General features: G+C 73.4%; 19 protein-coding genes, 1 tRNA gene and 1 pseudogene. 8 read left to right on the forward strand and 13 right to left on the reverse strand.

Annotated features, from left to right (window positions below; all coding sequences use genetic code 11):
- Positions 1 to 4: 4 nt before the first annotated feature.
- From ACZ5UI_RS12365 to ACZ5UI_RS12385, 5 genes are all read right to left on the reverse strand, one after another.
- Complete coding sequence (locus tag ACZ5UI_RS12365; protein ID WP_464197489.1) at positions 5 to 4945, reverse strand: hypothetical protein; 4941 nt, start codon at positions 4943 to 4945, stop codon at positions 5 to 7.
- Positions 4946 to 5083: 138 nt separating this feature from the next.
- Complete coding sequence (locus ACZ5UI_RS12370; RefSeq protein WP_464197490.1) at positions 5084 to 5788, reverse strand: ABC transporter ATP-binding protein; 705 nt, start codon at positions 5786 to 5788, stop codon at positions 5084 to 5086.
- The gene (locus ACZ5UI_RS12375; protein WP_464197491.1) at positions 5772 to 6191 is read right to left on the reverse strand and encodes a hypothetical protein; all 420 of its coding nucleotides are present in this window, start codon (positions 6189 to 6191) and stop codon (positions 5772 to 5774) included. Before ACZ5UI_RS12375 ends, ACZ5UI_RS12370 begins: the two co-directional genes overlap by 17 nt.
- Positions 6192 to 6233: 42 nt before the next feature.
- Positions 6234 to 7211, reverse strand: a complete 978-nt coding sequence (locus ACZ5UI_RS12380; protein WP_464197492.1) for an NAD-dependent epimerase/dehydratase family protein — start codon at positions 7209 to 7211, stop codon at positions 6234 to 6236.
- The gene (locus tag ACZ5UI_RS12385) at positions 7208 to 8593 is read right to left on the reverse strand and encodes an aspartate aminotransferase family protein (RefSeq protein WP_464197493.1); all 1386 of its coding nucleotides are present in this window, start codon (positions 8591 to 8593) and stop codon (positions 7208 to 7210) included. The genes ACZ5UI_RS12380 and ACZ5UI_RS12385 overlap by 4 nt, the downstream gene beginning before the upstream one ends.
- Positions 8594 to 8657: 64 nt before the next feature.
- On the opposite strand from ACZ5UI_RS12385, the gene ACZ5UI_RS12390 reads away from it, so the two are divergent.
- The 3 genes and pseudogenes from ACZ5UI_RS12390 to ACZ5UI_RS12400 form a co-directional block, all read left to right on the forward strand.
- On the forward strand, positions 8658 to 9365 hold the full coding sequence (locus ACZ5UI_RS12390; RefSeq protein WP_464197494.1) for a response regulator transcription factor: 708 nt from the start codon (positions 8658 to 8660) through the stop codon (positions 9363 to 9365).
- On the forward strand, positions 9365 to 10831 hold the full coding sequence (locus ACZ5UI_RS12395; protein WP_464197495.1) for a sensor histidine kinase: 1467 nt from the start codon (positions 9365 to 9367) through the stop codon (positions 10829 to 10831). The genes ACZ5UI_RS12390 and ACZ5UI_RS12395 overlap by 1 nt, the downstream gene beginning before the upstream one ends.
- A gap of 23 nt (positions 10832 to 10854) precedes the next feature.
- Positions 10855 to 11604: pseudogene (locus ACZ5UI_RS12400) on the forward strand (dolichyl-phosphate beta-glucosyltransferase); the annotation flags it as partial.
- Positions 11605 to 11610: 6 nt separating this feature from the next.
- Here the strand turns inward: ACZ5UI_RS12400 and ACZ5UI_RS12405 are convergent.
- Positions 11611 to 12213 (reverse strand): helix-turn-helix domain-containing protein, encoded by a 603-nt coding sequence (locus tag ACZ5UI_RS12405; RefSeq protein WP_464197496.1) that lies wholly within the window; start codon positions 12211 to 12213, stop codon positions 11611 to 11613.
- Entirely contained in the window at positions 12210 to 12656 is a 447-nt protein-coding gene (locus tag ACZ5UI_RS12410; protein WP_464197497.1) for an RNA polymerase sigma factor, read from the reverse strand. The genes ACZ5UI_RS12405 and ACZ5UI_RS12410 overlap by 4 nt, the downstream gene beginning before the upstream one ends.
- 67 nt (positions 12657 to 12723) lie before the next feature.
- Here ACZ5UI_RS12410 and ACZ5UI_RS12415 point away from each other — a divergent pair, with 67 nt between their 5' ends.
- From ACZ5UI_RS12415 to ACZ5UI_RS12425, 3 genes are read left to right on the forward strand one after another with little or no spacing between them, the layout of a single operon-like run.
- Positions 12724 to 13632, forward strand: a complete 909-nt coding sequence (locus ACZ5UI_RS12415) for a class I SAM-dependent DNA methyltransferase (RefSeq protein ID WP_464197498.1) — start codon at positions 12724 to 12726, stop codon at positions 13630 to 13632.
- Entirely contained in the window at positions 13629 to 14711 is a 1083-nt protein-coding gene (locus tag ACZ5UI_RS12420; protein ID WP_464197499.1) for a TOMM precursor leader peptide-binding protein, read from the forward strand. The genes ACZ5UI_RS12415 and ACZ5UI_RS12420 overlap by 4 nt, the downstream gene beginning before the upstream one ends.
- A gap of 33 nt (positions 14712 to 14744) precedes the next feature.
- Positions 14745 to 15596: a hypothetical protein gene (locus ACZ5UI_RS12425; protein WP_464197500.1), complete on the forward strand. Its 852-nt coding sequence runs from the start codon at positions 14745 to 14747 to the stop codon at positions 15594 to 15596.
- On the opposite strand, the gene ACZ5UI_RS12430 is transcribed toward ACZ5UI_RS12425, so the two are convergent.
- Positions 15593 to 15934, reverse strand: coding sequence for a hypothetical protein (locus ACZ5UI_RS12430; protein WP_464197501.1), 342 nt, complete (start codon positions 15932 to 15934; stop codon positions 15593 to 15595). The two genes, ACZ5UI_RS12425 and ACZ5UI_RS12430, sit on opposite strands and share 4 nt — an antisense overlap.
- 136 nt (positions 15935 to 16070) lie before the next feature.
- Here ACZ5UI_RS12430 and ACZ5UI_RS12435 point away from each other — a divergent pair, with 136 nt between their 5' ends.
- Complete coding sequence (locus ACZ5UI_RS12435) at positions 16071 to 16904, forward strand: siderophore-interacting protein (protein ID WP_464197502.1); 834 nt, start codon at positions 16071 to 16073, stop codon at positions 16902 to 16904.
- 7 nt (positions 16905 to 16911) lie between these two features.
- Here the strand turns inward: ACZ5UI_RS12435 and ACZ5UI_RS12440 are convergent, their stop codons facing one another.
- Positions 16912 to 18402: a hypothetical protein gene (locus ACZ5UI_RS12440; protein ID WP_464197503.1), complete on the reverse strand. Its 1491-nt coding sequence runs from the start codon at positions 18400 to 18402 to the stop codon at positions 16912 to 16914.
- 72 nt (positions 18403 to 18474) lie between these two features.
- On the opposite strand from ACZ5UI_RS12440, the gene ACZ5UI_RS12445 reads away from it, so the two are divergent.
- Complete coding sequence (locus ACZ5UI_RS12445) at positions 18475 to 19083, forward strand: TetR family transcriptional regulator (RefSeq protein ID WP_464197504.1); 609 nt, start codon at positions 18475 to 18477, stop codon at positions 19081 to 19083.
- On the opposite strand, the gene ACZ5UI_RS12450 is transcribed toward ACZ5UI_RS12445, so the two are convergent.
- From ACZ5UI_RS12450 to ACZ5UI_RS12465, 4 genes are all read right to left on the reverse strand, one after another.
- Positions 19080 to 19358, reverse strand: coding sequence for a hypothetical protein (locus ACZ5UI_RS12450; protein ID WP_464197505.1), 279 nt, complete (start codon positions 19356 to 19358; stop codon positions 19080 to 19082). The two genes, ACZ5UI_RS12445 and ACZ5UI_RS12450, sit on opposite strands and share 4 nt — an antisense overlap.
- Positions 19359 to 19450: 92 nt before the next feature.
- Positions 19451 to 19654 (reverse strand): cold-shock protein, encoded by a 204-nt coding sequence (locus ACZ5UI_RS12455; protein WP_464197506.1) that lies wholly within the window; start codon positions 19652 to 19654, stop codon positions 19451 to 19453.
- Positions 19655 to 19808: 154 nt separating this feature from the next.
- Complete coding sequence (locus ACZ5UI_RS12460; protein ID WP_464197507.1) at positions 19809 to 19970, reverse strand: hypothetical protein; 162 nt, start codon at positions 19968 to 19970, stop codon at positions 19809 to 19811.
- Positions 19971 to 20087: 117 nt separating this feature from the next.
- Positions 20088 to 20160: transfer RNA gene (locus ACZ5UI_RS12465), tRNA-His, on the reverse strand.
- Between the last annotated feature and the right edge of the window lie 61 nt (positions 20161 to 20221).

Here is a 20221-nt window from a genome sequence, read left to right on the forward strand (position 1 = left end):
CGGCCTACCGCACCACCAGCTGGGCCGTGACGGCGATCCGCCTGCCGTCGGCATCACGCGCGGTCAGCTTCAGCTGATAGCGGCCGGCGGCGGCGTGCTTGGGCACGGTCACCGTGATCCGCCCGCCCCGCCGGGCGATCGCATCCACCGACCGGCCGGCGGCCTTGCGGCCGTTGCGCTGCAGGACCAGCGACACGCCGCTGAGCCGCGCGTTGGTGGTCACCTTGACCGTGACCCGCCGACCGCGCGTGGCCGTGCGGGGCGCGTCGATCGTCACCTTCGTGCGGATGCGCGCGGGCGTCGAGGTCGGCGTGCCCGTGGTCGGCAGACCCGGCGCCGAGGGCGTGGACGGGGCCGCCGGCGCCGACGGCACCGGGCTCTGCTGCGAGGGGGCCGACGTGCTGCCGCCACCGCCACCGCCACCGGTGCCGAGGGCCGGCGCGACCGTCGCGGCCTGGCTGCGCGCCACCTCGGAGTCGCCCGCGTCGTTGGACGCGGTCACCGCGCAGCGCAGCGCCGCCCCGACGTCGGCGCCGGTGGGGACGTAGGTCGCCCCGGTGGCTCCGTTGATCGGGTTCCCGTTGCGCGTCCACGCGTAGGCGTAGGTGACCGGGGAGTTGTCCCAGCCGCCGGGCGTGCACCAGACCGTCGCGCCCTGGCGCACGTCGCCGCCCAGCTCCGGCGCCGCGGCCGAGACCGGCGTGGCGACGTCGAAGATGGCGATCGGACCGGGCACCGCGCCCGTCCCGCGGTCGCCGCCCGCGACCACCGTGCTGCCGCGGCCGACGACGTCGTTGACCGTCCAGTCCAGCGTCGGGGAGAACGGCCCGGGGAAGCGGCCGTCGGGCACCAGCGTGCCCAGCGCCGGGGTCTCGCCCCCGGCCCGGGCGCCGACGATCAGGCCGCCGCCCTGCGCCAGCAGCGCCTGGGGCACCAGGGTCGGCCGGCTCAGGCCGCCCGCGCGCACCGCGCCGGTCGCCGCGTCCAGGCGGCGCACCTCGCCCGCGTCATCGGTGACGGCGTTGTGCAGCGCCACCGCCAGCCCGGCCCCGTCCGCCGTGACGTCGTCGATGGCCATCCCCTGCTCCAGCGGGCCGAACCCGAAGCCCGGATCGCGCGCGCCCGTCTGCGCGTCGTAGGCGGTGAGCGTGACGATGCGATCGCGCGCCTGGGCGGTCACCGTGGGCGTCGAGGCGACGTACACCCGGTCGCCGACGACCCGCACCAGCAGCGACGGTTCGATCGGGTTGGGCGCGAACTCGGCGATCAGCGACCCGGTGGCGGCGTCGAGGGCGGCCACGTTGCGCCGTCCCTCCCCGTCCACCGACTGGAAGCTGCCGGCCAGGTAGAGCCGATCCGCCGTGCCGTCGAGGGTCCAGTCCGCGCCCGAGCCCAGGTCGATGGCGAAGTCGTCGTCGACCAGGCCGTCCTCGGTCGACGCGCGCTTCAGCAGGCCCGTCGTGCCCGACCGGAAGTACAGCCAGTCGCCCGCCACCGCCATCGTCGTGGCGTACTCGCCGCTGCCCAGCGTCCAGGCGCGGTCCAGCTTGCCCGTCGCCACGTCGAAGGCGAACGTGCGGCGCTTCAGGCCGGCGCCGTCGAAGGACCCGCCCAGCAGGACGCGGTCGCCGTCGACCGCCAGGGCCGCCACCGACACCGCGCCGCCCTCGTCGTCGACCACGGTCGTCTCGAAGGCCCGGTCCGGCTGACCGGTGACGGGGTCCAGCAGCGCGATCGGCTCGGTGTAGCCGGTGACCAGCAGCTTGCCGCGGAACATGGCCAGCGGACCGCCGCGGCCGACGGCGTACTCGGTGCGTGGGCGGAAGCTGGCCACCGGTGCGCCCGAGGCCGGGTCGACGGCGATCAGGTAGACGATCGGCGTGCCGGCCGCGCGCCGGTTGGCCGCCACGAACAGGCTCTGCCCGTCCGTGGCCAGACCGCGCACCGTGACGCCGACGTCGTAGCCGGCGATCCTGAACGCCGGATCCAGCGTCCCCGCGTCGTCGGTGCGGACCGCCGCCACCCCGCCGATCTCGACGTCGTTGACCGCCTGCAGCTGGCCGCCGACGAACAGCCGGTCGCCGACCACCAGCAGCTCCTGGGACGGCGAGAAGGCCTGCAGCTGCGGCGTCCAGCCGGCGTCGATCGCGCCCGTGGTGGCGGACACGCGCACGAGGCGCTGGTGGGCGATGCCGCCGGCCCTGGTGAAGCGGCCACTGGCGTACAGGCGCCCGGCGCCGTCGAGCGCCAGGGTGTTGACCACGCCGCCGGTGATGACCGGGTCGGCGAACGACTCGACGAGCGCGCCGGTGGTGGCCGAGACCGCGGCCAGCCGCGAGCGGGCCACACCGCCGACCGTCGTGAAGTCGCCGCCCAGGTAGACCAGCGACCCGTTGCGCCGCAGCACCGACACCGGAGCATCGGTGGTCGGCGTCCAGGCGGGATCGACGCTGCCGTCGGCCCGCACGTGGGCCAGCCCGGCCCGCGCCACGCCGCCGACCGCGCTGAAGCCGCCGGCCAGGTAAGCACCCCCGGCGCCATCGGGCGCGACCGCGGTCACCGGGCCGCCGGCCACCGCGGGCCACGCGGCCGGAGCGCCGCCGGCCCCGTCCAGCGCAGCCACGTTCTGGGCCGGCGTGGTCGGGAACACGCCCGGGTTCAGGGCGCTGAAGTCGGTCACCGCGGCGGCGATGGCCCGCGGGCCCGCGACGGCCAACTCGGCCACCGGCGGCGGGGCGACGTCCAGGCCGCGGGCGGTCGAGGCCGCGGGCAGGCCCAGCGCCGGCCCCGGCGTGGGTCCGCCGGAGGCGAACAGGCGGCCGAGGTTCTGCACGTCGGCGCGCTGGCCGACGATCCAGGTCTCGCCGGTGGGCAGCACCACCAGGCCGGTGGAGCCGGGAGCGGTGGTGGGCGCCAGCGGCTCCTGCTCGACGGTGGTCACCAGCGTGGAGGTGATCGTCGCCCCGTCGGCCAGGCCGCTGACCGGCGCGCGACGCAGCTCCGTGGTCTCCGCACGGCCGTCGTCGGCCGGCACGCCGACCGCCAGCACGAGCGCCCCGTCGGGCGCGATCGCCAGGTCGCGCACGAGCTGCGGTGCGGGCAGCACGTAGGCCTGCTGCCCGCCGGAGGCGACGTCGCGCACGACCAGCCGCCCGTCGCCCTCGGCGCCGTAGGCCGGCCGCAGGGCCAGGTACAGCGTGCCGCCGTCGGCGGACACCGCGAGGCCGACGACCTCGTCGAGCGGGTTGCCGTCGGGATCGAAGCGGATGCCGCTGTCGGCGATCGCCTGCACCGCACCGTCGGGCGCGACACGCAGCAGCGCGCTGCTGGCCGAGTCCGGGATGTACTGGGCCACCCACCAGCCGCCGGTGCGCGGGTCGCGATCGACGTCGCTCTCCGGCCCGGTGGGCACGTAGCCGTCGCCGTCCAACGTGAGGCGCACGGCGGACGTGACCGGCGCCTCGCCCGAGGGCGCGCGCAGGTTCAGCGTCTGGATCTCGGTCTTGGGGCCGTCGTTGGCCAGGGCGGTGAGCTGCCCGGAGCCGGAGGCGACGCCCAGGCCGCGCAGCGCATCGAAGTAGTGGCCGGGCAGGTCGACGACGCTGCGCCGCGGGTCGGCCGAGCGGTTGCGGTTGGCGTACTTCAGCACGGAGAACCCGGTCGGGTCGCCGGGGTCGGCGGTGTACACGTATCCGCGCTTGGGGTCGGCGATCAGGCCCTCGGGCTCGCCGCCGGTGGGAACCGCGTCGGTGATCTGCGGCGCGGTCGGGTCGGTCACGTCGACCACCACGACCGCGTTGCCGCGTTCGATGCCGACGAACGCGTACTCGCGGCCGCCGAACGTGCCCATGTCGATGCCCTCGGGCTCGACGCCGCGGCTGTCGGTGCGGTCCTTGGGGAACATCCCCCGCCGGGCCAGGAACTGCTCGAACCGGGCATCGCGGCCCAGGTCGGCGACCTCGGTGCCGTCCAGCGCGTGGATGGTGACGTTCCGCCCGCCGAAGCTGTTCTCGCCCTCGTTGGCCAGCACCACGTGACGGCCGTCGGCGGTGAAGCCCACCTCGTCGGGCTGGCGCGGCGCGCCCAGCGACCGGTCGCCGTTCTTGTCGAACAGCGGCTCGGTGAAGTCGATCGTGCCGTCGGTCCCGCCGATCATGCTCAGCTGCGAGGAGCGCCCCGCGCTCCACACGTCGGTGACCGTCGGCCGCGCCGGGCGCAGGTCGATGATCGCCACCGCGTTGTTCTCCTGGAGCGTCACCGCGGCGGTGGTGCTGTCGGGCGACACGTCGACGAACTCGGGCTGCACCGTGTCCTTGTCGAGGATGTCGGGGTCGTCGGGGATCGTCACGACCTGCTTGGTCCAGTCGCTCGGCGGCCCGACCGTGCGCAGGACCTCGACCGTCCCGAGCTCGACCTCGGCGCCCAGCTCGTCCTCGTCGGCGACGACGAGCTTCGTGCCGTCGGGGGAGAACGCGGCGCCGTCGGGGCCGGCGACCAGGCGGAACTCGCGCACGGGGACGACGTCGGGCAGCGAGTACACCCGCACGTGGCTGCCGGAGTTGAAGCCGCCGGGAACGAAGGCGTTCTGCTTCGTCGTGACGGCCAGGTACCTGCCGTCCGGACGCACGTTGACCGACGTTGCGTACTCGCCGCGCGGGATCGCGTAGGCGCGGATGCGCTTGGCCTCGGTGGGCGTGCTGACGTCGTAGGCGCGGAAGCCATCGATGCCCTGGGTGGAGAACATCGTGTTGCCGTCGGGCGTCAGGTCGACGATCTCCGGCGACGAGCCGCCCCCGTCGTCGCCCGTGGACCCACCGACGTGCTTCTCCGCGTTGGGGATCCGGTGGACGAAGTCGAAGCCCGGCGCGGCCAGCGCGGTGGACGCCGTCATGAGCGCGGCGACGAGCACGAACGCGGACAGGCAGAGACGACGCACTCCAGACATGCGGGGACCTTCCGGTGAAGACGAGAGAACGGCGCGGCGAGAGTTGGCGCGACGGCGCTAGCCGTCGCTGCGCCGGGCACTCAACCGCAGCGCTCAGGTCCTGTCTAGGCGCGGCAACAGAAACACAACAGGAATGTCTCAGTCACCGCGCATCGCGGTGGCCGGCTCGTCCACCAGCCGCCCATCGCGCAGGTGCAGCACCCGGTCGGCGCGCTCGCCGATCAGCGGGTCGTAGGTGACGACCAGCAACGTCGCCCCGCGGCGCTCGCGCGCGTCGACCAGCAGGTCCAGCACCTTGCCGGCCGAGTCGGTGTCCAGCGCGCCGGTGGGCTCGTCGGCCAGCAGCAGGCGCGGGTCGTTGGCCAGCGCGCGGGCCACGGCGACGCGCTGGCGCTCACCGCCCGACAGCCGCGCCGCGCGGGTGGTCAGCCGATGCCCGAGCCCGACCTCCTCCAGCAGCCCCTGAGCCTTGGCCGCTCGCTCGTGGCGCCCCAGGCCGGCGCCGATCAACGGGATCTCCGCGTTGGCCGCCGCCGACAGGTGTCCGAGCAGGTGGTGGTGCTGGAAGACGAAGCCGACCGTCTCGCGGTGGTAGCGGTCCGGCGGGATCGCGTCCAGCGGCTGCCCGTCGACGACGACGCGGCCGCTGGTCGGGCGGTCCAGCCCGCCGATCAGCGACAGCAGCGTCGTCTTGCCCGAGCCCGACGGCCCGGTCAGCACGACGAACTCGCCGGGCTCGATGGTCAGCGAGACCTCGTCGAGCGCGACGATCCCCGCCGGGTGGCGGCGACCGGCTCCCTCGACGACGACGCGGGCCCCGCCCGCGTCATCCGCGCTGGACACGGACCTTCCAGTCGAGGTTCTGGCTGCCCTTCCCCGGCACCGTGACGATCACCCGGAAGGTCAGCGCGATCCCCGCCGCGCGGCCCGGCCACAGGATCGTGTCGTCGTAGCTGCCCGTGAACGAGTACGGCTTCGGCCCGCCGGTCGGATGCCCCGGGTTGGGGTTCTGCGTGGAGACGACCTGGCCGTTGTAGAGGAACTTGTAGACCGCGGTCGCGCGCAGCGCCTTGCCGGAGTTGGACTTCGCCGTGACGGTGATGTCCCAGTCCTTCGCGTCGGCCTTCGGCGTGTGGTTGGGCGCCTTCAGCGTGGCCTTGAAGGCGGCCGCGGAGGCCGACGACGTGGGCAGCAGGAGCGCCGCGCCGGCGGCGGCCAGGACGAGCAGCGAGCGGGAACGCTTCATCGGATCAGCCCTCCAAGGGGTCGTCGTTGCGGGAGCAATTTTCTACCCAGATTCCGGTGTATTGGCAAGTGCGGCCGCGGCCAGCGCCTCGGCGGCCGGACGTGAGACGTGCCCGAGCTCCGCGCGCGCCCGCCGATCGTCGAAGGTCATCGGCAGCCGCGCGAGCCGCACCTCGTCGAGCACCAGCAGCTGCGGCTCGCGGCCCAGCGGTGCGTTGACCGCGCGGGCGACGTGCGCGGCGGCCAGCACGCCACGCCAGGGCAGCCCGACCCGCGGCGGGCGACGTCCGGCCACCCGCGCGACCTCGCCGAACAGCGCGCGCATCGAGAGGTTCTCCCCGCCCAGCAGGTAGCGCCGGCCGCTGCGCCCGCGCTCGTGCGCGCGCAGATGGCCGGCGGCGACGTCCTCGACGGCCACGACGTTCAGCGCGCTGCCGCGCAGGTAGGCGCCGGCCCGCCCGGCCACCACGTCGGCGATCATCTTCCCCGTCGGCGTCGGGCGCCGGTCGCCGGGCCCGACCGGCGTCGTCGGGTTGACGACCACCACGTCCAGGCCGTCCGCGGCGGCGGCCAGCGCCAGCCGCTCGCCCGCGACCTTCGTGCGCTTGTAGGGCACGTCGAGCTCCCAGGCCGGCGGGCCGTCGTCCTCGGTGGCCGGGCGACCGGCCGCCGGGCCGCAGGTCGCGCACGAGCTCGTGTGCACGACCCGGCGCACGCTGGGCGCCCGCGCCGCGGCGTCCAGCACCGCGCGCGTGCCGGCGACGTTGACCGTCTCCATGGCGACGGCGTCCGAACGGGCGAACGAGTAGACGGCGGCCAGGTGGAAGACGGCGTCGCAGCCGTCCATCGCGGCGCGCAGCGCCGCGTGGTCGAGGATGTCCGCGGCCACCGGCTCCACGCCATCGGGGACCGCCGCGGGCGGCTCGCGGTCGAGCGCGCGCACCTCCGCGCCCCCGGCGGCCAGCGCCGCCACCACGTGCGCCCCGATGAAGCCGCCCGCGCCCGTGACCAACGCCCTCACCGGTGTGCCCCCACCGCCCGGCGGGCCAGCCGCCACCCGAACGAGGCCAGCGCGCTGGGCACGTGCTCGGCCGCCGCGACGACCTCCTCCAGCGCCGCCGCGAACGCGCGCACGTCGGCCTCGCCGACGACCAGCGAGGGCAGCGCCTTGACGACGTTCATCCCGTGGCCGGCCACCTGGCAGAGCACGCGGTGCTCGTGGAACAGGGGCACGGTCAGGACCTGCGCGTACAGGCCCGGCTGGCGGCGCTCCACCGCCCGGAAGATCGAGCGTCCGGCGCCGCCCGCCGGCTCGTGCAGCTCGATCGCCCACAGCAGCCCCAGCCCGCGCACGTCGCGGACGATCTCGTAGCGATCGACGAGCGGCGTCGTCAGCTCCAGCAGGAGGTCGCCCATCCGCGCCGCGTGCGCGACCAGCCCTTCCTGCTCGAGCACGCGCAGCGTGGCCAGCCCGGCGGCCGCGGCCAGGTCGTTGTTGCCGAAGGTCGAGCCGTGGCGCACGCCGCGCTCCATGCCGTCGAAGACCGCGTCCATGACCGCGCGCGAGCACAGCACCGCGCCGATCGGGACGAACCCGCCCGACAGCGCCTTGGCCACCGTGACCAGATCGGGTTGCAGGCCCCAGTGCTCCAGCGCCAGGAACCGGCCGGTGCGGCCGATGCCGGTCTGCACCTCGTCGACGCAGAACAGCGTGCCCGCGGCGCGGCAGGCCGCCTGCGCGGCGGGCAGGTAGCCGTCGGGCGGCAGGTTGACGCCCTTGCCCTGGACCGGTTCGACGATGAAGGCGGCCACGTCGCCGCGGGCCAGCTCGGCCTCCAGCGCCTCCAGGGCGCCGAACGGCACCGCCTCACAGCCGGGCAGCAGCGGTCCGAAGCCGTCGCGGAACTCGGCGTTCCCGTTGAGCGACAGCGCGCCCAGCGTCAGCCCGTGGAAGCCGTGCTCGGCGAACAGCACGCGCGGGCGGCCGGTGGCGGCGCGCGACAGCTTGATCGCGCCCTCGATCGCCTCCGCCCCGCTGTTGGCCGCGACCATCGCGTCCAGCGAGTCGGGCGCGCGGGCCAGCAGCTCCTCGGCCAGCACGCCCTGCAGCAGCGTCACGCCGAGCTGCGGCAGGTTCGGCGTGGACGCCTGCATCGTGTCGCGCAGCGCGGCGATCACGTCGGGATGGTTGCGCCCGACGGCGAACACGCCGTAGCCGCACAGCAGGTCCAGGTAGCGGTCGCCGTCGGCGTCGATCAGGTAGGCGCCCTCGCCGCGCACCCACGGCTTGTCGAACCCCAGCGTGCGCACGATCCGCCCCAACTGCGGGTTGAGGTGGGCATCGTTGAGCGCCATCTCCTCGCCACCCCGGGTGGCGAGAATCTCGCGGACGCTGGGGACCATCGCCACATTCTCTCGCATCGGACTGGCAACCCCTCTCAGGAACCTCCAAGGTTGGGGCATCACCATGGCTCCCATGAGCGCCGACTCGTCCCATCGCGTGCTCGTCGTCGACGACGAGCCAAACATCGTCGACGTCGTCTCGATGGCCCTGCGCTACCAGGGCTTCGAGGTCGCGTCGGCCGGCACCGGCGCGGAAGCGCTCAGCCAGGTCAGCAACTTCAACCCGCACATCATCGTCCTGGACGTGATGCTGCCCGACATGGAGGGCTTCGACGTCGCCCGGCGCCTGGGCGCCGACCGCGCCCGCGTGCCGATCGTCTTCCTGACCGCCCGCGACGCGACCGACGACAAGGTCCGCGGGCTGTCGATCGGCGGCGACGACTACGTGACCAAGCCGTTCAGCCTCGAGGAGCTCGTGGCCCGGATCCGCACGATCCTGCGCCGCACCGGCCAGGCCGAGGCCGACTCCAGCCGCCTCGTGTTCGAGGATCTCGAGCTCGATGACGATGCCCACGAGGTCACCCGCGCCGGCGTGCCGATCGACCTGACCGCCACCGAGTACCGCCTGCTGCGCTACCTGATGCTCAACCCGCGGCGCGTGCTCACCCGCGCGCAGCTGCTCGAGCACGTGTGGGACTACGACTTCGGCGGCGACGCCCGCGTGCTGGAGACCTACGTCAGCTACCTGCGCAAGAAGCTCGACGCGCACGGCGCCCCGCTGATCCACACGGTGCGCGGCGTCGGCTACGCGCTGCGGCGACCCCGGACCTAGTGCGCTCCCTCCGCGCGCGGCTGCTGGCCATCCTGCTCGCGCTCACGGCGATCGGGCTGCTGACCGCGGGCGCGATCACCTACGCCGAGCAGCGCAACTTCCTCTACGACCGCGTCGACCAGCAGCTGCGGTCCTCCCAGGAGGTCGTCGCGCGTGCGCTGGGTGGCCAGAGCCCGGCCCGCCGTCCGGGCATGCCGGGCGGCCCTCCGGGCATCGGCACCGGCGCGGGCCTGCCGCCCGGCGGCCGCCCGGACGACTCCTCCGGCCCGGCGCCCGGCACCTACGGCGAGGTGCGCGACGCCGACGGCGACGTGAAGGACTCGATCACGCTCGGCTACGGCTCCGACGTCAGCGCCACACCCGATCTGCCCGACACGATCGCCGCGGGCAAGCTGTTCACGGTCGACGCGACCGGCGGCAGCGGCCCGCGCTACCGCGTGCTGGCCACCCAGGAGCCCAACGGCAACCTGTTCATCGTGGCGATCCCGCTGGCCGACGAGGACCAGGCGCTCAGCCGGCTGCTCGTCGTCGAGGGCACCGTCATCGCCGCCGTCCTGCTGCTCCTGGCCGCGATCGCCTGGGTGGTCGTGCGCGTCGGGCTGCTGCCGCTGGACCGCATGGGCCACACCGCCAACGCGATCGCCGGCGGCGACCTGTCCGCGCGCGTGGACACCGTCGATCCGCGCACCGAGGTCGGTCGGCTGGGCATGGCGCTCAACGCGATGCTCGAACGCCTCGAGCAGGCCTTCGCCCAGCGCCAGGCCAGCGAGGACCGCCTGCGCCAGTTCCTGGCCGACGCCTCGCACGAGCTGCGCACGCCGCTGGCCTCGATCCGCGGGTACGCCGAGCTGTATCGGATGGGCGCGCTGCGCGACGACGCGGAGACCGAGCGCGCGATGAGCCGCGTCGAGGACGAGGCCGCCCGCATGGGCGTGCTCGTCGAGGACCTGCTGACGCTGGCCCGCCTGGACGAGGTGGCCGAGGCGCCGCACGTGGATCTGGACCTGACGCGGCTGGCGGCCGACGCCGTGGCCGACGCGCGCGCCACCGCACCCGACCGCGAGGTGACGCTGCACGCCGACGGCGAGGCGTTCGTCCGCGGCGACGCGCACCAGCTGCGCCAGGTGCTGGCCAACCTGCTGCGCAACGCGCTCGTGCACACGCCCGCGGGCACGCCGATCGAGGTGTTCGTCGGCCAGGAGAGCGGCCGCGTCTCGCTCGTGGTGCGCGACCACGGTCCGGGGCTGCCGACCGGCGACAACCCCGACGCGCTGTTCGAGCGCTTCTGGCGCAGCGAGGCCGGGCGCGAGCGCGGCCGCGCAGGCGCCGGGCTGGGGCTGGCCATCGTCGCGGCGATCGTCGCCGCCCACGGCGGGCGCGTGTCCGCCGCCGACGCGCCGGACGGCGGCGCGGCCTTCACGGTCGCGCTCTCAGCCTCCTCTCAGCGAGCTCGTACGTCGCTGTAACGGCCGGGGCCGATGCTGGCCCCATGACCGAACTCGCCCTTCTTCCGCCGGCCCGGGGCGATCGGCTCCCGGGCCTGGCACGACCCCAGATCGACATCGTCGTCCCCGTCTACAACGAGGAGGGCGCGCTCGCGGGGTCGATCCTGCGCCTGCACCGCTTCCTGTCGGACGGCTTCCCGTTCACCTGGCGCATCGTCATCGCCGACAACGCCTCGACCGACGCCACGCCGGAGATCGCCAACGCGCTGGCCTCGTCGCTCGTCAACGTCCAGTCGCTGCGCCTGGAGCGCAAGGGCCGCGGTCTGGCCCTGCGCACCGCCTGGTCGGACAGCGACGCCGACGTCGCCTGCTACATGGACGTCGACCTGTCCACCGACCTGCGGGCCCTGCTGCCGCTCGTCGCGCCCCTGCTCTCGGGCCACAGCGACCTGGCCATCGGATCGCGGCTGGCTGCCGGCTCGCGCGTCGTGCGCGGCCCCAAGCGCGAGCTGATCTCGCGCGCCTACAACCGGATCCTGCACCTCGTGCTGCGCGCGCGCTTCAGCGACGCCCAGTGCGGCTTCAAGGCGATCCGCCGGGACGCCGTCCGCTCGCTGCTGGACGACGTGCGCGACGACGCCTGGTTCTTCGACACGGAGCTGCTCGTGCTGGCCCAGCGCCGCGGCCTGCGCATCCACGAGGTGCCGGTCGACTGGATCGACGACCCGGACTCGCGCGTCGACATCGTGCCGACGGCCCTGGCCGACCTGCGCGGGGTCGCGCGCCTGCTGGTCGTGCGCTCAGACGGCCGGCGGCGTGTACGGGAAGTGCATCAGGACGACGTCGGTGCGAACCTCGTCGCCTGAGTCCTCGCCCATGCGCGCCATGCTCTCGGCCTGGATCTCCAGGACCCGGTCGAGCACGCCGGCCATCAGGTCGGCCACCTCGGCGTAGCCCTCCTCGTCCAGGTGCAGCGGGGTGCGCGTGAAGTGCACGTCGCTGCGCTGGTAGGTCTGATCGCTGGCGCCGACCCGCACGAGATCCTCGATCGTGTCGCGCACGATCGTCTGGACGGCGTCGCGGCGCACCTCCGGCGGCATCTCGGCCGCCTCGGCGTCGGTGACGAACGCGCGCTGCGTGGCCCGGTAGTGATGCTCGAGCGCACCGCGCACGGGCGTCGTGCCGACGAGCTCGATGATCCCCAGCTCGGAGAGCACCCGGACGTGATAGCTCACGTTCTCGGTGCGCACGCCGATGCGGCGGGCGATGCCCGCCGGCGTGCTGGTGCCCTCGTTGAGCATGTTGAGGATCTGCCAGCGCAACGGGTGCGACAGCGCCTTGACGAGGTTGGCATTGGCGGCGGAATCACGGCCGCGGGGCTTGGATGTGGTTCGCGTGGTCATGCTGGAGTCAGTACGGCCCGCAGGTGGCTGCGGACGCGGTGAAGCTTCACCTTAGCTGTTCCCTCGGGGATTCCCAACCGCTGGGCCACAGCGGGCTGTGCGAGATCCTCGACATATCTCAAGCGCAGCAACTCGCGTTCTGCCCCGTCCAGCTCGGCGATTGCGGCCCGTAGGTCGAGGCGCTCGGCGATGCGTTCGACCTCGTCCAACGTGGCGCGCTCGCCGTCTGCCCATTCGTCCAGCTGGACCTCGACGCCCTCGGGACGGGTTCGCCAGGCCTCACGACGCGTGATCGCCAGCATCCATGGGAGCGGATCGTGCGGCGTCTGGCAGTTGTCGCGGGCCCGCCAGGCCGCCAGCATCGCCGCCTGGACGGCGTCCTGAGCGTCCGATTCCGAGCGCGCGTGACGTCGCGCCTCGCGCAGACAACGGCGGCGCGCCACGTCCCAGTTCCATGCTTCCGGTGTAAATCGCATGAAACGGTTTAGCGCTTAACCGCCTCTCCTGTACATGACCGTCTCACCGAGCCGCGCCGCACACGACGGCTACGAAGCGCTCGCGCCGCTCTACGACGAGTTCGTGGCGCACCCCGGCTACCGCCACTGGGTGCTGTCGATCGAGGCCGTGGCGCGGGGTCTGGGCGTGCGCGGCGTCCGCCTGCTGGACGTCGGATGCGGCACCGGTCGCAGCTTCGCCCCGCTGCTGGAGCGCGGGTACCTGGTCACGGGCTGCGAGCCGGTCGCCCCGATGCTCGCCCAGGCCCGGCGACGCAGCCCGCGCCGCGTGCGCACGACCTGCGCGCTGGCCGGCGACGCGCCCGGCGGCCGCTTCGACCTGGTGATCGCCCTCAACGACGTGATCAACTGCATCCCGCACGAGGCCGAGCTGCTGCGCACCTTCCGGGCCATCGCCGCGCGCCTGGCCCCCGAGGGCGTGTTCGCCTTCGACCTCACCCCGGCGCACGTCTACGCCAGCGGCTTCCTGACCCCGCGCGAGCGCACCACCGCGCGCGCCCGCTTCGACTGGCGGCCGTTGGAGCACGTCGAGGACCGCTACAGCGCGGTGCTCGAGACGCATCCGCCGGGCCGCCCCACCGCCACGGCCGTGCATCGCCAGCGCGCGATCGGGGAGCGCGAGCTGCACCGCGCGCTAGCGGCCGCCGGGCTGCGGGTCGCCGCCGTGCGCGGTTGCGACAACGAGGGCCGCGTGGGCCCGGCGTCGGACGCGGCGTTCAAGCACCTGTACTTCGCCCAGATCTCGTCAACCCGACACCCCAGAGAGGAGGTGCCCGATGCTGAAGCCCCGCAAGCTGGAGAAGAAGACGGTCGACATGCTGTCCGTGTTCAAGACCGGGTGACCCCGCGGGGCGCGGCCACACGTGGCCGCGCCCGTCGCCCGGACGCCGGGGGCGCGCGATGACCGTCGCCGTCGCCCTCCAGCGCCCGACGCTGAAGAACACGATCGAGGCCCGCGCCACCGACGACGCCGTCTGGCTGATGTGCGGCGCCGGCGAGGACGACCTGGTGATCGAGGAGCACGTCGACCTGCTGCGCGCGCTGCTGCCGCTGCTCGACGGCCACCGGTCGCGCGAGGCGCTGATCGACACCCTGGAGGCCGAGCGCTTCGACCCGGCGGACGTCGCCACCGCGCTGGACGAGCTGGCCGAGATCGGCCTGCTGTTCGACGCGGCCAGCCTCGATGCCCTCCCGCCCGCGGCGATCCGACGCGCCGAGCGCCAGCTCGTGCTGCTCGGCCGCGACGCCGAGGACGACCCGGCGCTCGCCCAGCGGCGGCTGCTCGGCGCGCGCGTGGGCCTGCTGGGCCTGGGCGGCTTCGGGAGCTGGGCCGCGCTCGGCCTGGCCAGCGCCGGCGTGGGCACGCTGGTCGGCGTCGATCACGATCACGTCGAGGCCAGCAACCTCAACCGGCAGGTGCTCTTCGGCGCGTCCGACGTCGGGCGCCCCAAGGCGGCGGCCGCCGAAGCGGCGCTCTCGCGCCTGAACCCCGACGTCCGCTTCGAGGCGGTGGCCCGCCGCGTCGACAGCGCCGAGACGGTGGCCGAGCTGGTCCGCGGCTGCGACCTGGTCATCGACAGCATCGACGACCCGCCGATGCTGGCCAACCGCTGGGTCAACGAGGGCTGCTTCGCCGCCGGTGTCCCGTTTCTGACCATCAGCCAGCAGCCGCCGCTGATCCGCGTCGGCCCGCTGTACGTGCCCGGCCGCACCGGGTGCTACGCCTGCGTCGAGGCGCGCCAGCGCGAGCTGTACCCGCTCTACGGCGAGATCGAGGGCGCCCAGCGACTGGCCCGCCAGCACGCCAGCTCGGGCCCGGCGAGCGCCGCCGGCGCGGCGCTGGCCGTGCACGACGCGCTGCGTTTCCTGGTCAGCGGCGACGCGGGCACCGTCGGGGTCGCCCACCGGGTCGATCTGCACACGCTCGACACCACGCACGAGCCCGTCATGGCGCGTTCGCGGTGTCGGACGTGCGAAGTGTGATCGGTCGGCGTTTCTCGATAGGTTTCGCCGCCGATGGCGTTCGCGGTACGTGTGGAAGCGACCGAGCAGACGCTGCTCGGTGCGCTGGCGGAGGGTGTTGAACCGGCCGATGCCTGGACGCACTACGCGACCCGCCACGCCGATGTGATCGAGGAGTACGAGAAGGCGTGCGGTCCGCCGCCGGCTGATCAGACCGCCGCGCACCTCGGCGCGCGGGTCGTGCAGGCCGCCCCGACCATCGCCCAGCGGATCGCCGCGCTGGATCTCCAGGCCACCTGTCGCCGCGTCGGTCGGCTGCTCGATCTGCCGCCCGACAGCTGCCTGCACGCGGTGACGATGCTGGGCTGGGATCGCGCGCTGGCCTGGGTGGACGACCAGAGCCATCACCCGCGGGCCTACTTCGCGGTCGAGCGGCTCCCGGCCACGCAGGCCGGGTGCGCCGTGCTCGGCGCCCACGAGCTGGCCCACCTCGCCCACCTGCAGCTGCTGCCGACGCCGCTGCCCAACTGGAGCGTCAGCGGCGGCGTCCAGCTGGAGGCGCTGGCCATCACGGTGGCCCGCGAGCTCGTCCCGGCCGCGACGCTCGACGAGCAGATCGTGCTCGACCACGGCGTCCTGGACGCCTACCCCTCGCGCCGCGCCGCGGTCCATGCCGCGCTGCTGGAGCTGCTGGACGAGCACGACGAGGCGTGCTTTCGGCGCGTGTTCTTCCCCGCCTGGGGCCGCGACGGCGATGTGGCCGGCGTCGGCCAGTGCGGCTACCTGGTGGCCAACGAGCTCGGCGCGTACTGGCGCGACCGGGGCATCAGCCCCGCCGCCGCGGCGCGCATGCCGCTCGACGAGGCCGACGACTGGATCCGGGCGCTGCTGAGCGGGACGGGCTAACCCACGACGCGCAGGCTGGCGGCGCAGTCCTGCAGCGACTCGATCCGCCGCCGCGAGCTCTCGCGTCGCGCCTCGAGGTCGATCACCGAGTCCAGCGCCACCTGCCAGCAGTGGCCGTCCCCGAGCAGGTAGGCCTCCAGCTCCTCGGTCCGGATCAGCCATTCGACCTGCTGACGGCTGCAGCCCAGGCGCTCGGCCACCTCGAGCGGAGCGAGCCATTCGCCATCCTGGGCGATGCTCACCGAGACGCTCTTGCCCTCGGCCAGCAGGCACTCGATCTCCAGCAGCACAGCCGTGATCGACTCGCGCGATCCTGGCTCCACGTGCACCGTCCTCATGCTGCCCTGTTCCTCCTTGCGGGACCCGGCGGACCGAGCCCAGATCTCCGTTGGGGCGGCACTGTACCGAATGACCAGACAGATTTTGTGCTCAATTTTCCTCTCGGAAAACGACCGCCTCGGTAGGGTTCCCTGCGTGGCTACGACCAGCGAGCGCCCCGCCCGGCGCACCATCCATGCGCCCGTCCAGAGCGTCGAGCAGCTGACCCCCCACCTGGTCCGCGTGGTGGTCGCGGGCGACGAGCTCGAGGGGTTCGGCGCCGGCGCGTACACCGACCACTACGTCAAGCTCCAGCTGCCCCCGGCGGGCGCGCCGTACGCCGCCCCGTTCGACGTCGAGGAGATCCGCGCCACGCTGCCCCGCGAGCAGTGGCCGCGCACCCGCACCTACACCGTGCGCGACTGGGATCCGGCCGCCAACGCCCTGACGATCGACTTCGTCGTCCACGGCGACATCGGCGTGGCGGGCCCGTGGGCGGCCAACGCCCAGCCCGGCGACGTCCTGCAGCTGGCCGGCCCCGGCGGCGCCTACACGCCGGACCCGCAGGCCGATTGGCACCTGCTGGTCGGCGACCTGTCGGTGATCCCCGCGATCTCCGCGTCGCTGGCCCGGATCGGCACCGGCGTGCCGGTGCACGTGATCCTCGAGGTCGAGGGCCCGGACGACGAGCTCGAGCTGACCACGCCCGGTGCGCTGCGCGTGCAATGGGTGCACACCGGCGGCGCCGACACCGACGCGCTGGTCGACGCCGTGCGCGCCCTGGAGTTCCCGACCGGGGCCGTCCACGCCTTCGTCCACGGCGAGGCCGAGGCCGTGCGCTCGGTGCGCAAGCACCTGCTCGTGGACCGTGGCCTGCCCAAGGAGGCGCTGTCGGTCTCGGGCTACTGGAAGCGCACGCGCACCGAAGAGGGCTGGCGCGACGAGAAGGCCGAGTGGAACCGGCTGGCCGAGCTCGACACCGCGGCGTAGCGGCGCGCTACGTCCCGTCGCTCAGCTTCAGCAGGCCCCCGATCACGCCCAGCAGGGCGCTGCCGTCGGGCGCGAGCGCGATGCCCGCGTAGTTGTTGTTGAAGACCAGGCCGCTGCCGGCGTACTGGCGCCATGCGGTCCTGCCGGTCTGCGCGTCGATCGCCGTCCAGTACCAGGGCTGCTCGCCGTCGGGCGCGGGCAGGCGCTCGTAGGTGTAGATCAGGCCGGTCACGGCCGACAGCTTGGGCACCACCGTCGGCGCCTGCACGTCGGTGTTCGTCCACACCAGGTCGCAGCCCGAGCCGTCGGCCCGGACGTCGACGCGCGCGAAGCCCGGGGTGGTGGCCGCGCCCTTGGTCGGGCTGAAGAACGGGTCCTGGTAGCCGTAGTTGTTCTCGACGAACAGCGAGCGCCCCGAGCCGATCAGCGAGTTCTCCGTCGCGCTCCCGCCCCGGCCGAACACCGGCACCTCGCACACGGTGCGTGGCTGGCCGGCCTTCAGCTTCTTGGCCGTGCGGTAGACCACCACGTTCATCGGGTCGGCGTTGTCGGTGATGGCCACGTAGCCGCCGGTCATCAGCGTCGGCGTGGTGCCCGAGCCGGCGTTGAGCTGGCTGGGCTTGACGATCCCGCTGTTGTCGTAGACGACGCTCCAGTCGACGTGCGGCTTGCCGTCGCGCAGCGAGAAGCGGTACTGGCGCTTGTCGGAGACGATGTAGGTCGCGTCGGCCCCGATCGAGAACGAGTTCTCGATCTCCTCGTCGATGCGAATCGAGCCGATCTTGCCCGTCTTGGGGTTCAGCACGCCGATCAGGCCGGCCTGCTTGGAGACGAACCAGATGTTCCCGCGGAAGTCGGGCAGCGCGGAGGTGATGCGCTCGTCGTCGCGCAGCTGGCCGCTGAGGTCGTAGTCCTTGACCTTGACCAGCTTGCGGCCGTTGTCGCGCTCGGCCAGCACGAGCAGGTGGCTGGTCTTCGTCACGCTCCACATGCGGTCGTGGTCGTCGAGGAAGAAGTACCCGCCACCGGTGAAGTTCTGGAAGGCGCCGGGGCCGGGCGCGTTGGCGCCGCCCGGGAAGCGGTAGCTGGCCAGCGGCTCCATCGTCACCGGGTCGATCACGCGCGCCGTCGCCGGGCTGACGGTGCCGGCGCAGACGGTCACGACGCGCCCGGCGGAGTCGAAGGTCAGCGAGCCGCACAGCGCGGGTGGCAGGGCCAGCGAGGTCGGCCGCAGGGCGGCCCCCAGCGGGCCGCGCCGGTTCGGATAGGCGTCGGTCATCCACGTGTCGTTGTGGATGCTGCTGTTGGAGCCCGTGGCCATCGACGGGTTCTGCGGCGCGACCGTGGCCGGGAAGGCCTGGGCGGCCGCGGCCGAACCGGAGAAGGTCGGCAGCGTCGTCGGCGCGATGTCGGGGATCGGGGCGGCGGCCGCGCTCGCCGTGCTCACGGCGAGCAGTGCCGCCGCGCACAGGCCGGCCCGCAGGGCGAGAAGGGACATTGCCGCGACCCTACGACCTATTTACAGATTGTCAAGTTGGACGTTTCGTCAATAGTGGTTAGCCTGTGGCCGGTGACCCAGCCGCGCGCCATCCCCAAGCGCATGTCGCGCGAGGCGCGACGTGAGCAGCTCGAGCGAGCGGCGATGACCGCCATCGCCCGGCACGGGGCCGACGGCCGCCTGATGGAGGCGGTCGGCGAGGCGTCGGGGGTGACCCGCAACCTGCTCTACCACTACTTCCCCCGGGGCCGGCCGGATCTGGTCCTGGCCGCGGCCCGGCGCGCGGGGCGCGAGCTGACCGAGGGCTGGGAGACCGATCCGACGATCCCCATCGACCAACGGCTGTCGGCCAACACCGCGCACGCGCTCGGGCACGCGCTGACGCCGAGCGACGCGTGGCTGACCCTGCAGCGCGCGCGGGCCAGCTCCGATCCCGAGGTGCGCGCGGTGGTGCGCACGTACGTGGACCAGATCGTCGACACGATCGCGGCCAACAACGACGCGCCGGCGACGCCGATGGTGCGCACGGCGATCCGTGGCTTCATCGCGTTCTCGGAGACGGTGCTGCTCGACGCCCGGGGCGGGCGCCTGCCGGCCGAGGATGTCGGCCGGCTGCTGCGCTCGACCTTGGCCGCAGCGATCAACGAGGCGCGGACGATGTCCGCGCCGGCCAGCTCCTAGGCCGCGGCCTCGAGCTGGTGGTGAACCGCGTACGCCTCGGCGTCATCGCGGGTCGGCAGGAACTCGCTGTTCCAGCCGCAGGGACACGCGGCGTAGTGGTTCATCGCGTCGTCTGACGGGAGATCGACCTCGGCCGCGTAGGCGGCGTGCTCGATCTGCGCGGGCTCGACCTTGCGAGCGGCCCGGCGTGCTTGCTTGTCCTGGCGCTTTTCCCGCAGGCGGCTCTCCCGCTGCAGCTTGGCCATCGTGGTCTTCTTCTTACCCTTCGAGGCCATAGGCGCGTCCGTTCTGTTCGGGGATCTGGGCAGGCCCAGCGACACGGAGGGCGGCGGCGCCGCGCCTCCGTGTGCTCGTAGCGATGCTGGACCTAGAGCTGCTCGACGTTGGCCGCGGCGGGACCCTTGGGGCCCTCCTCGGCGTCGTAGCGCACCTTCGCGCCCTCAGCCAGCGACTTGAAGCCGGTGGCCTGAATGGCGGAGTGGTGGACGAACAGGTCCTTGCCCGGATCGTCGGGCGTGATGAAGCCAAAGCCCTTGTCGTCGTTGAACCACTTCACGGTTCCGGTTGCCATCGATGTTCCCCCTCTGGGGTGTGGTGCTTGGCGAAACGCGGAGGTGCTTAGGGCTACGACTGCGGGAACGCGGAGCACTGCTTTTGGTCGAGCGGACGCTCGACCCGTGCGTCATACATTAGCGCCCGCGCGCCCGGAAAGCGCTACGGGCCCGTCAACTGGTCGCGCGGCGGCGCTTGGACTTCGGCTTGGCCTCCTGCGCCTCGCGGCGCGCGGCGGCCTCTTCCTTCATCTGCACCTGCGCATCCTTGAAGCGTTCGGCGGCCTCGGCGGGCGTCGGGCGCTTGGGCGAGCTGGACCTGATCGGCGGGGCCATGCGGCCTCCTCTATCGGTGACTTCTGCGGCTCAGGGCGTGAGTGCAGCGACACCCAGGATACCGGGACGCCCGGCGGCCCCAAACAGAAAGCCCCGCCGGGGCGGGGCTTTCGAAAGGGTGAGCGAGGGGACTCGAACCCCCGACCGCCTGGACCACAACCAGGAGCTCTACCAGCTGAGCTACGCCCACCAGGGTTCGCCGAAGAAGGTAGCAACGCGCCGCACGGTCCGTGCGGATCGGACCAAAAGGA

The sequence above is a fragment of the Conexibacter sp. JCM 18997 genome (genome assembly GCF_055391915.1).

Bases quoted from the DNA above. Each gene is read 5' to 3' on its own strand.
- ACZ5UI_RS12455 (WP_464197506.1), bottom strand. From the start codon at position 19,654: ATGGCAACCGGAACCGTGAAGTGGTTCAACGACGACAAGGGCTTTGGC.
- ACZ5UI_RS12425 (WP_464197500.1), top strand. From the start codon at position 14,745: ATGGCGTTCGCGGTACGTGTGGAAGCGACCGAGCAGACGCTGCTCGGT.
- ACZ5UI_RS12415 (WP_464197498.1), top strand. From the start codon at position 12,724: ATGACCGTCTCACCGAGCCGCGCCGCACACGACGGCTACGAAGCGCTC.
- ACZ5UI_RS12365 (WP_464197489.1), bottom strand. From the start codon at position 4,945: ATGTCTGGAGTGCGTCGTCTCTGCCTGTCCGCGTTCGTGCTCGTCGCC.
- ACZ5UI_RS12460 (WP_464197507.1), bottom strand. From the start codon at position 19,970: ATGGCCCCGCCGATCAGGTCCAGCTCGCCCAAGCGCCCGACGCCCGCC.
- ACZ5UI_RS12450 (WP_464197505.1), bottom strand. From the start codon at position 19,358: ATGGCCTCGAAGGGTAAGAAGAAGACCACGATGGCCAAGCTGCAGCGG.
- ACZ5UI_RS12375 (WP_464197491.1), bottom strand. From the start codon at position 6,191: ATGAAGCGTTCCCGCTCGCTGCTCGTCCTGGCCGCCGCCGGCGCGGCG.
- ACZ5UI_RS12385 (WP_464197493.1), bottom strand. From the start codon at position 8,593: ATGGTCCCCAGCGTCCGCGAGATTCTCGCCACCCGGGGTGGCGAGGAG.
- ACZ5UI_RS12420 (WP_464197499.1), top strand. From the start codon at position 13,629: ATGACCGTCGCCGTCGCCCTCCAGCGCCCGACGCTGAAGAACACGATC.
- ACZ5UI_RS12430 (WP_464197501.1), bottom strand. From the start codon at position 15,934: ATGAGGACGGTGCACGTGGAGCCAGGATCGCGCGAGTCGATCACGGCT.
- ACZ5UI_RS12440 (WP_464197503.1), bottom strand. From the start codon at position 18,402: ATGTCCCTTCTCGCCCTGCGGGCCGGCCTGTGCGCGGCGGCACTGCTC.
- ACZ5UI_RS12390 (WP_464197494.1), top strand. From the start codon at position 8,658: ATGGCTCCCATGAGCGCCGACTCGTCCCATCGCGTGCTCGTCGTCGAC.
- ACZ5UI_RS12405 (WP_464197496.1), bottom strand. From the start codon at position 12,213: ATGACCACGCGAACCACATCCAAGCCCCGCGGCCGTGATTCCGCCGCC.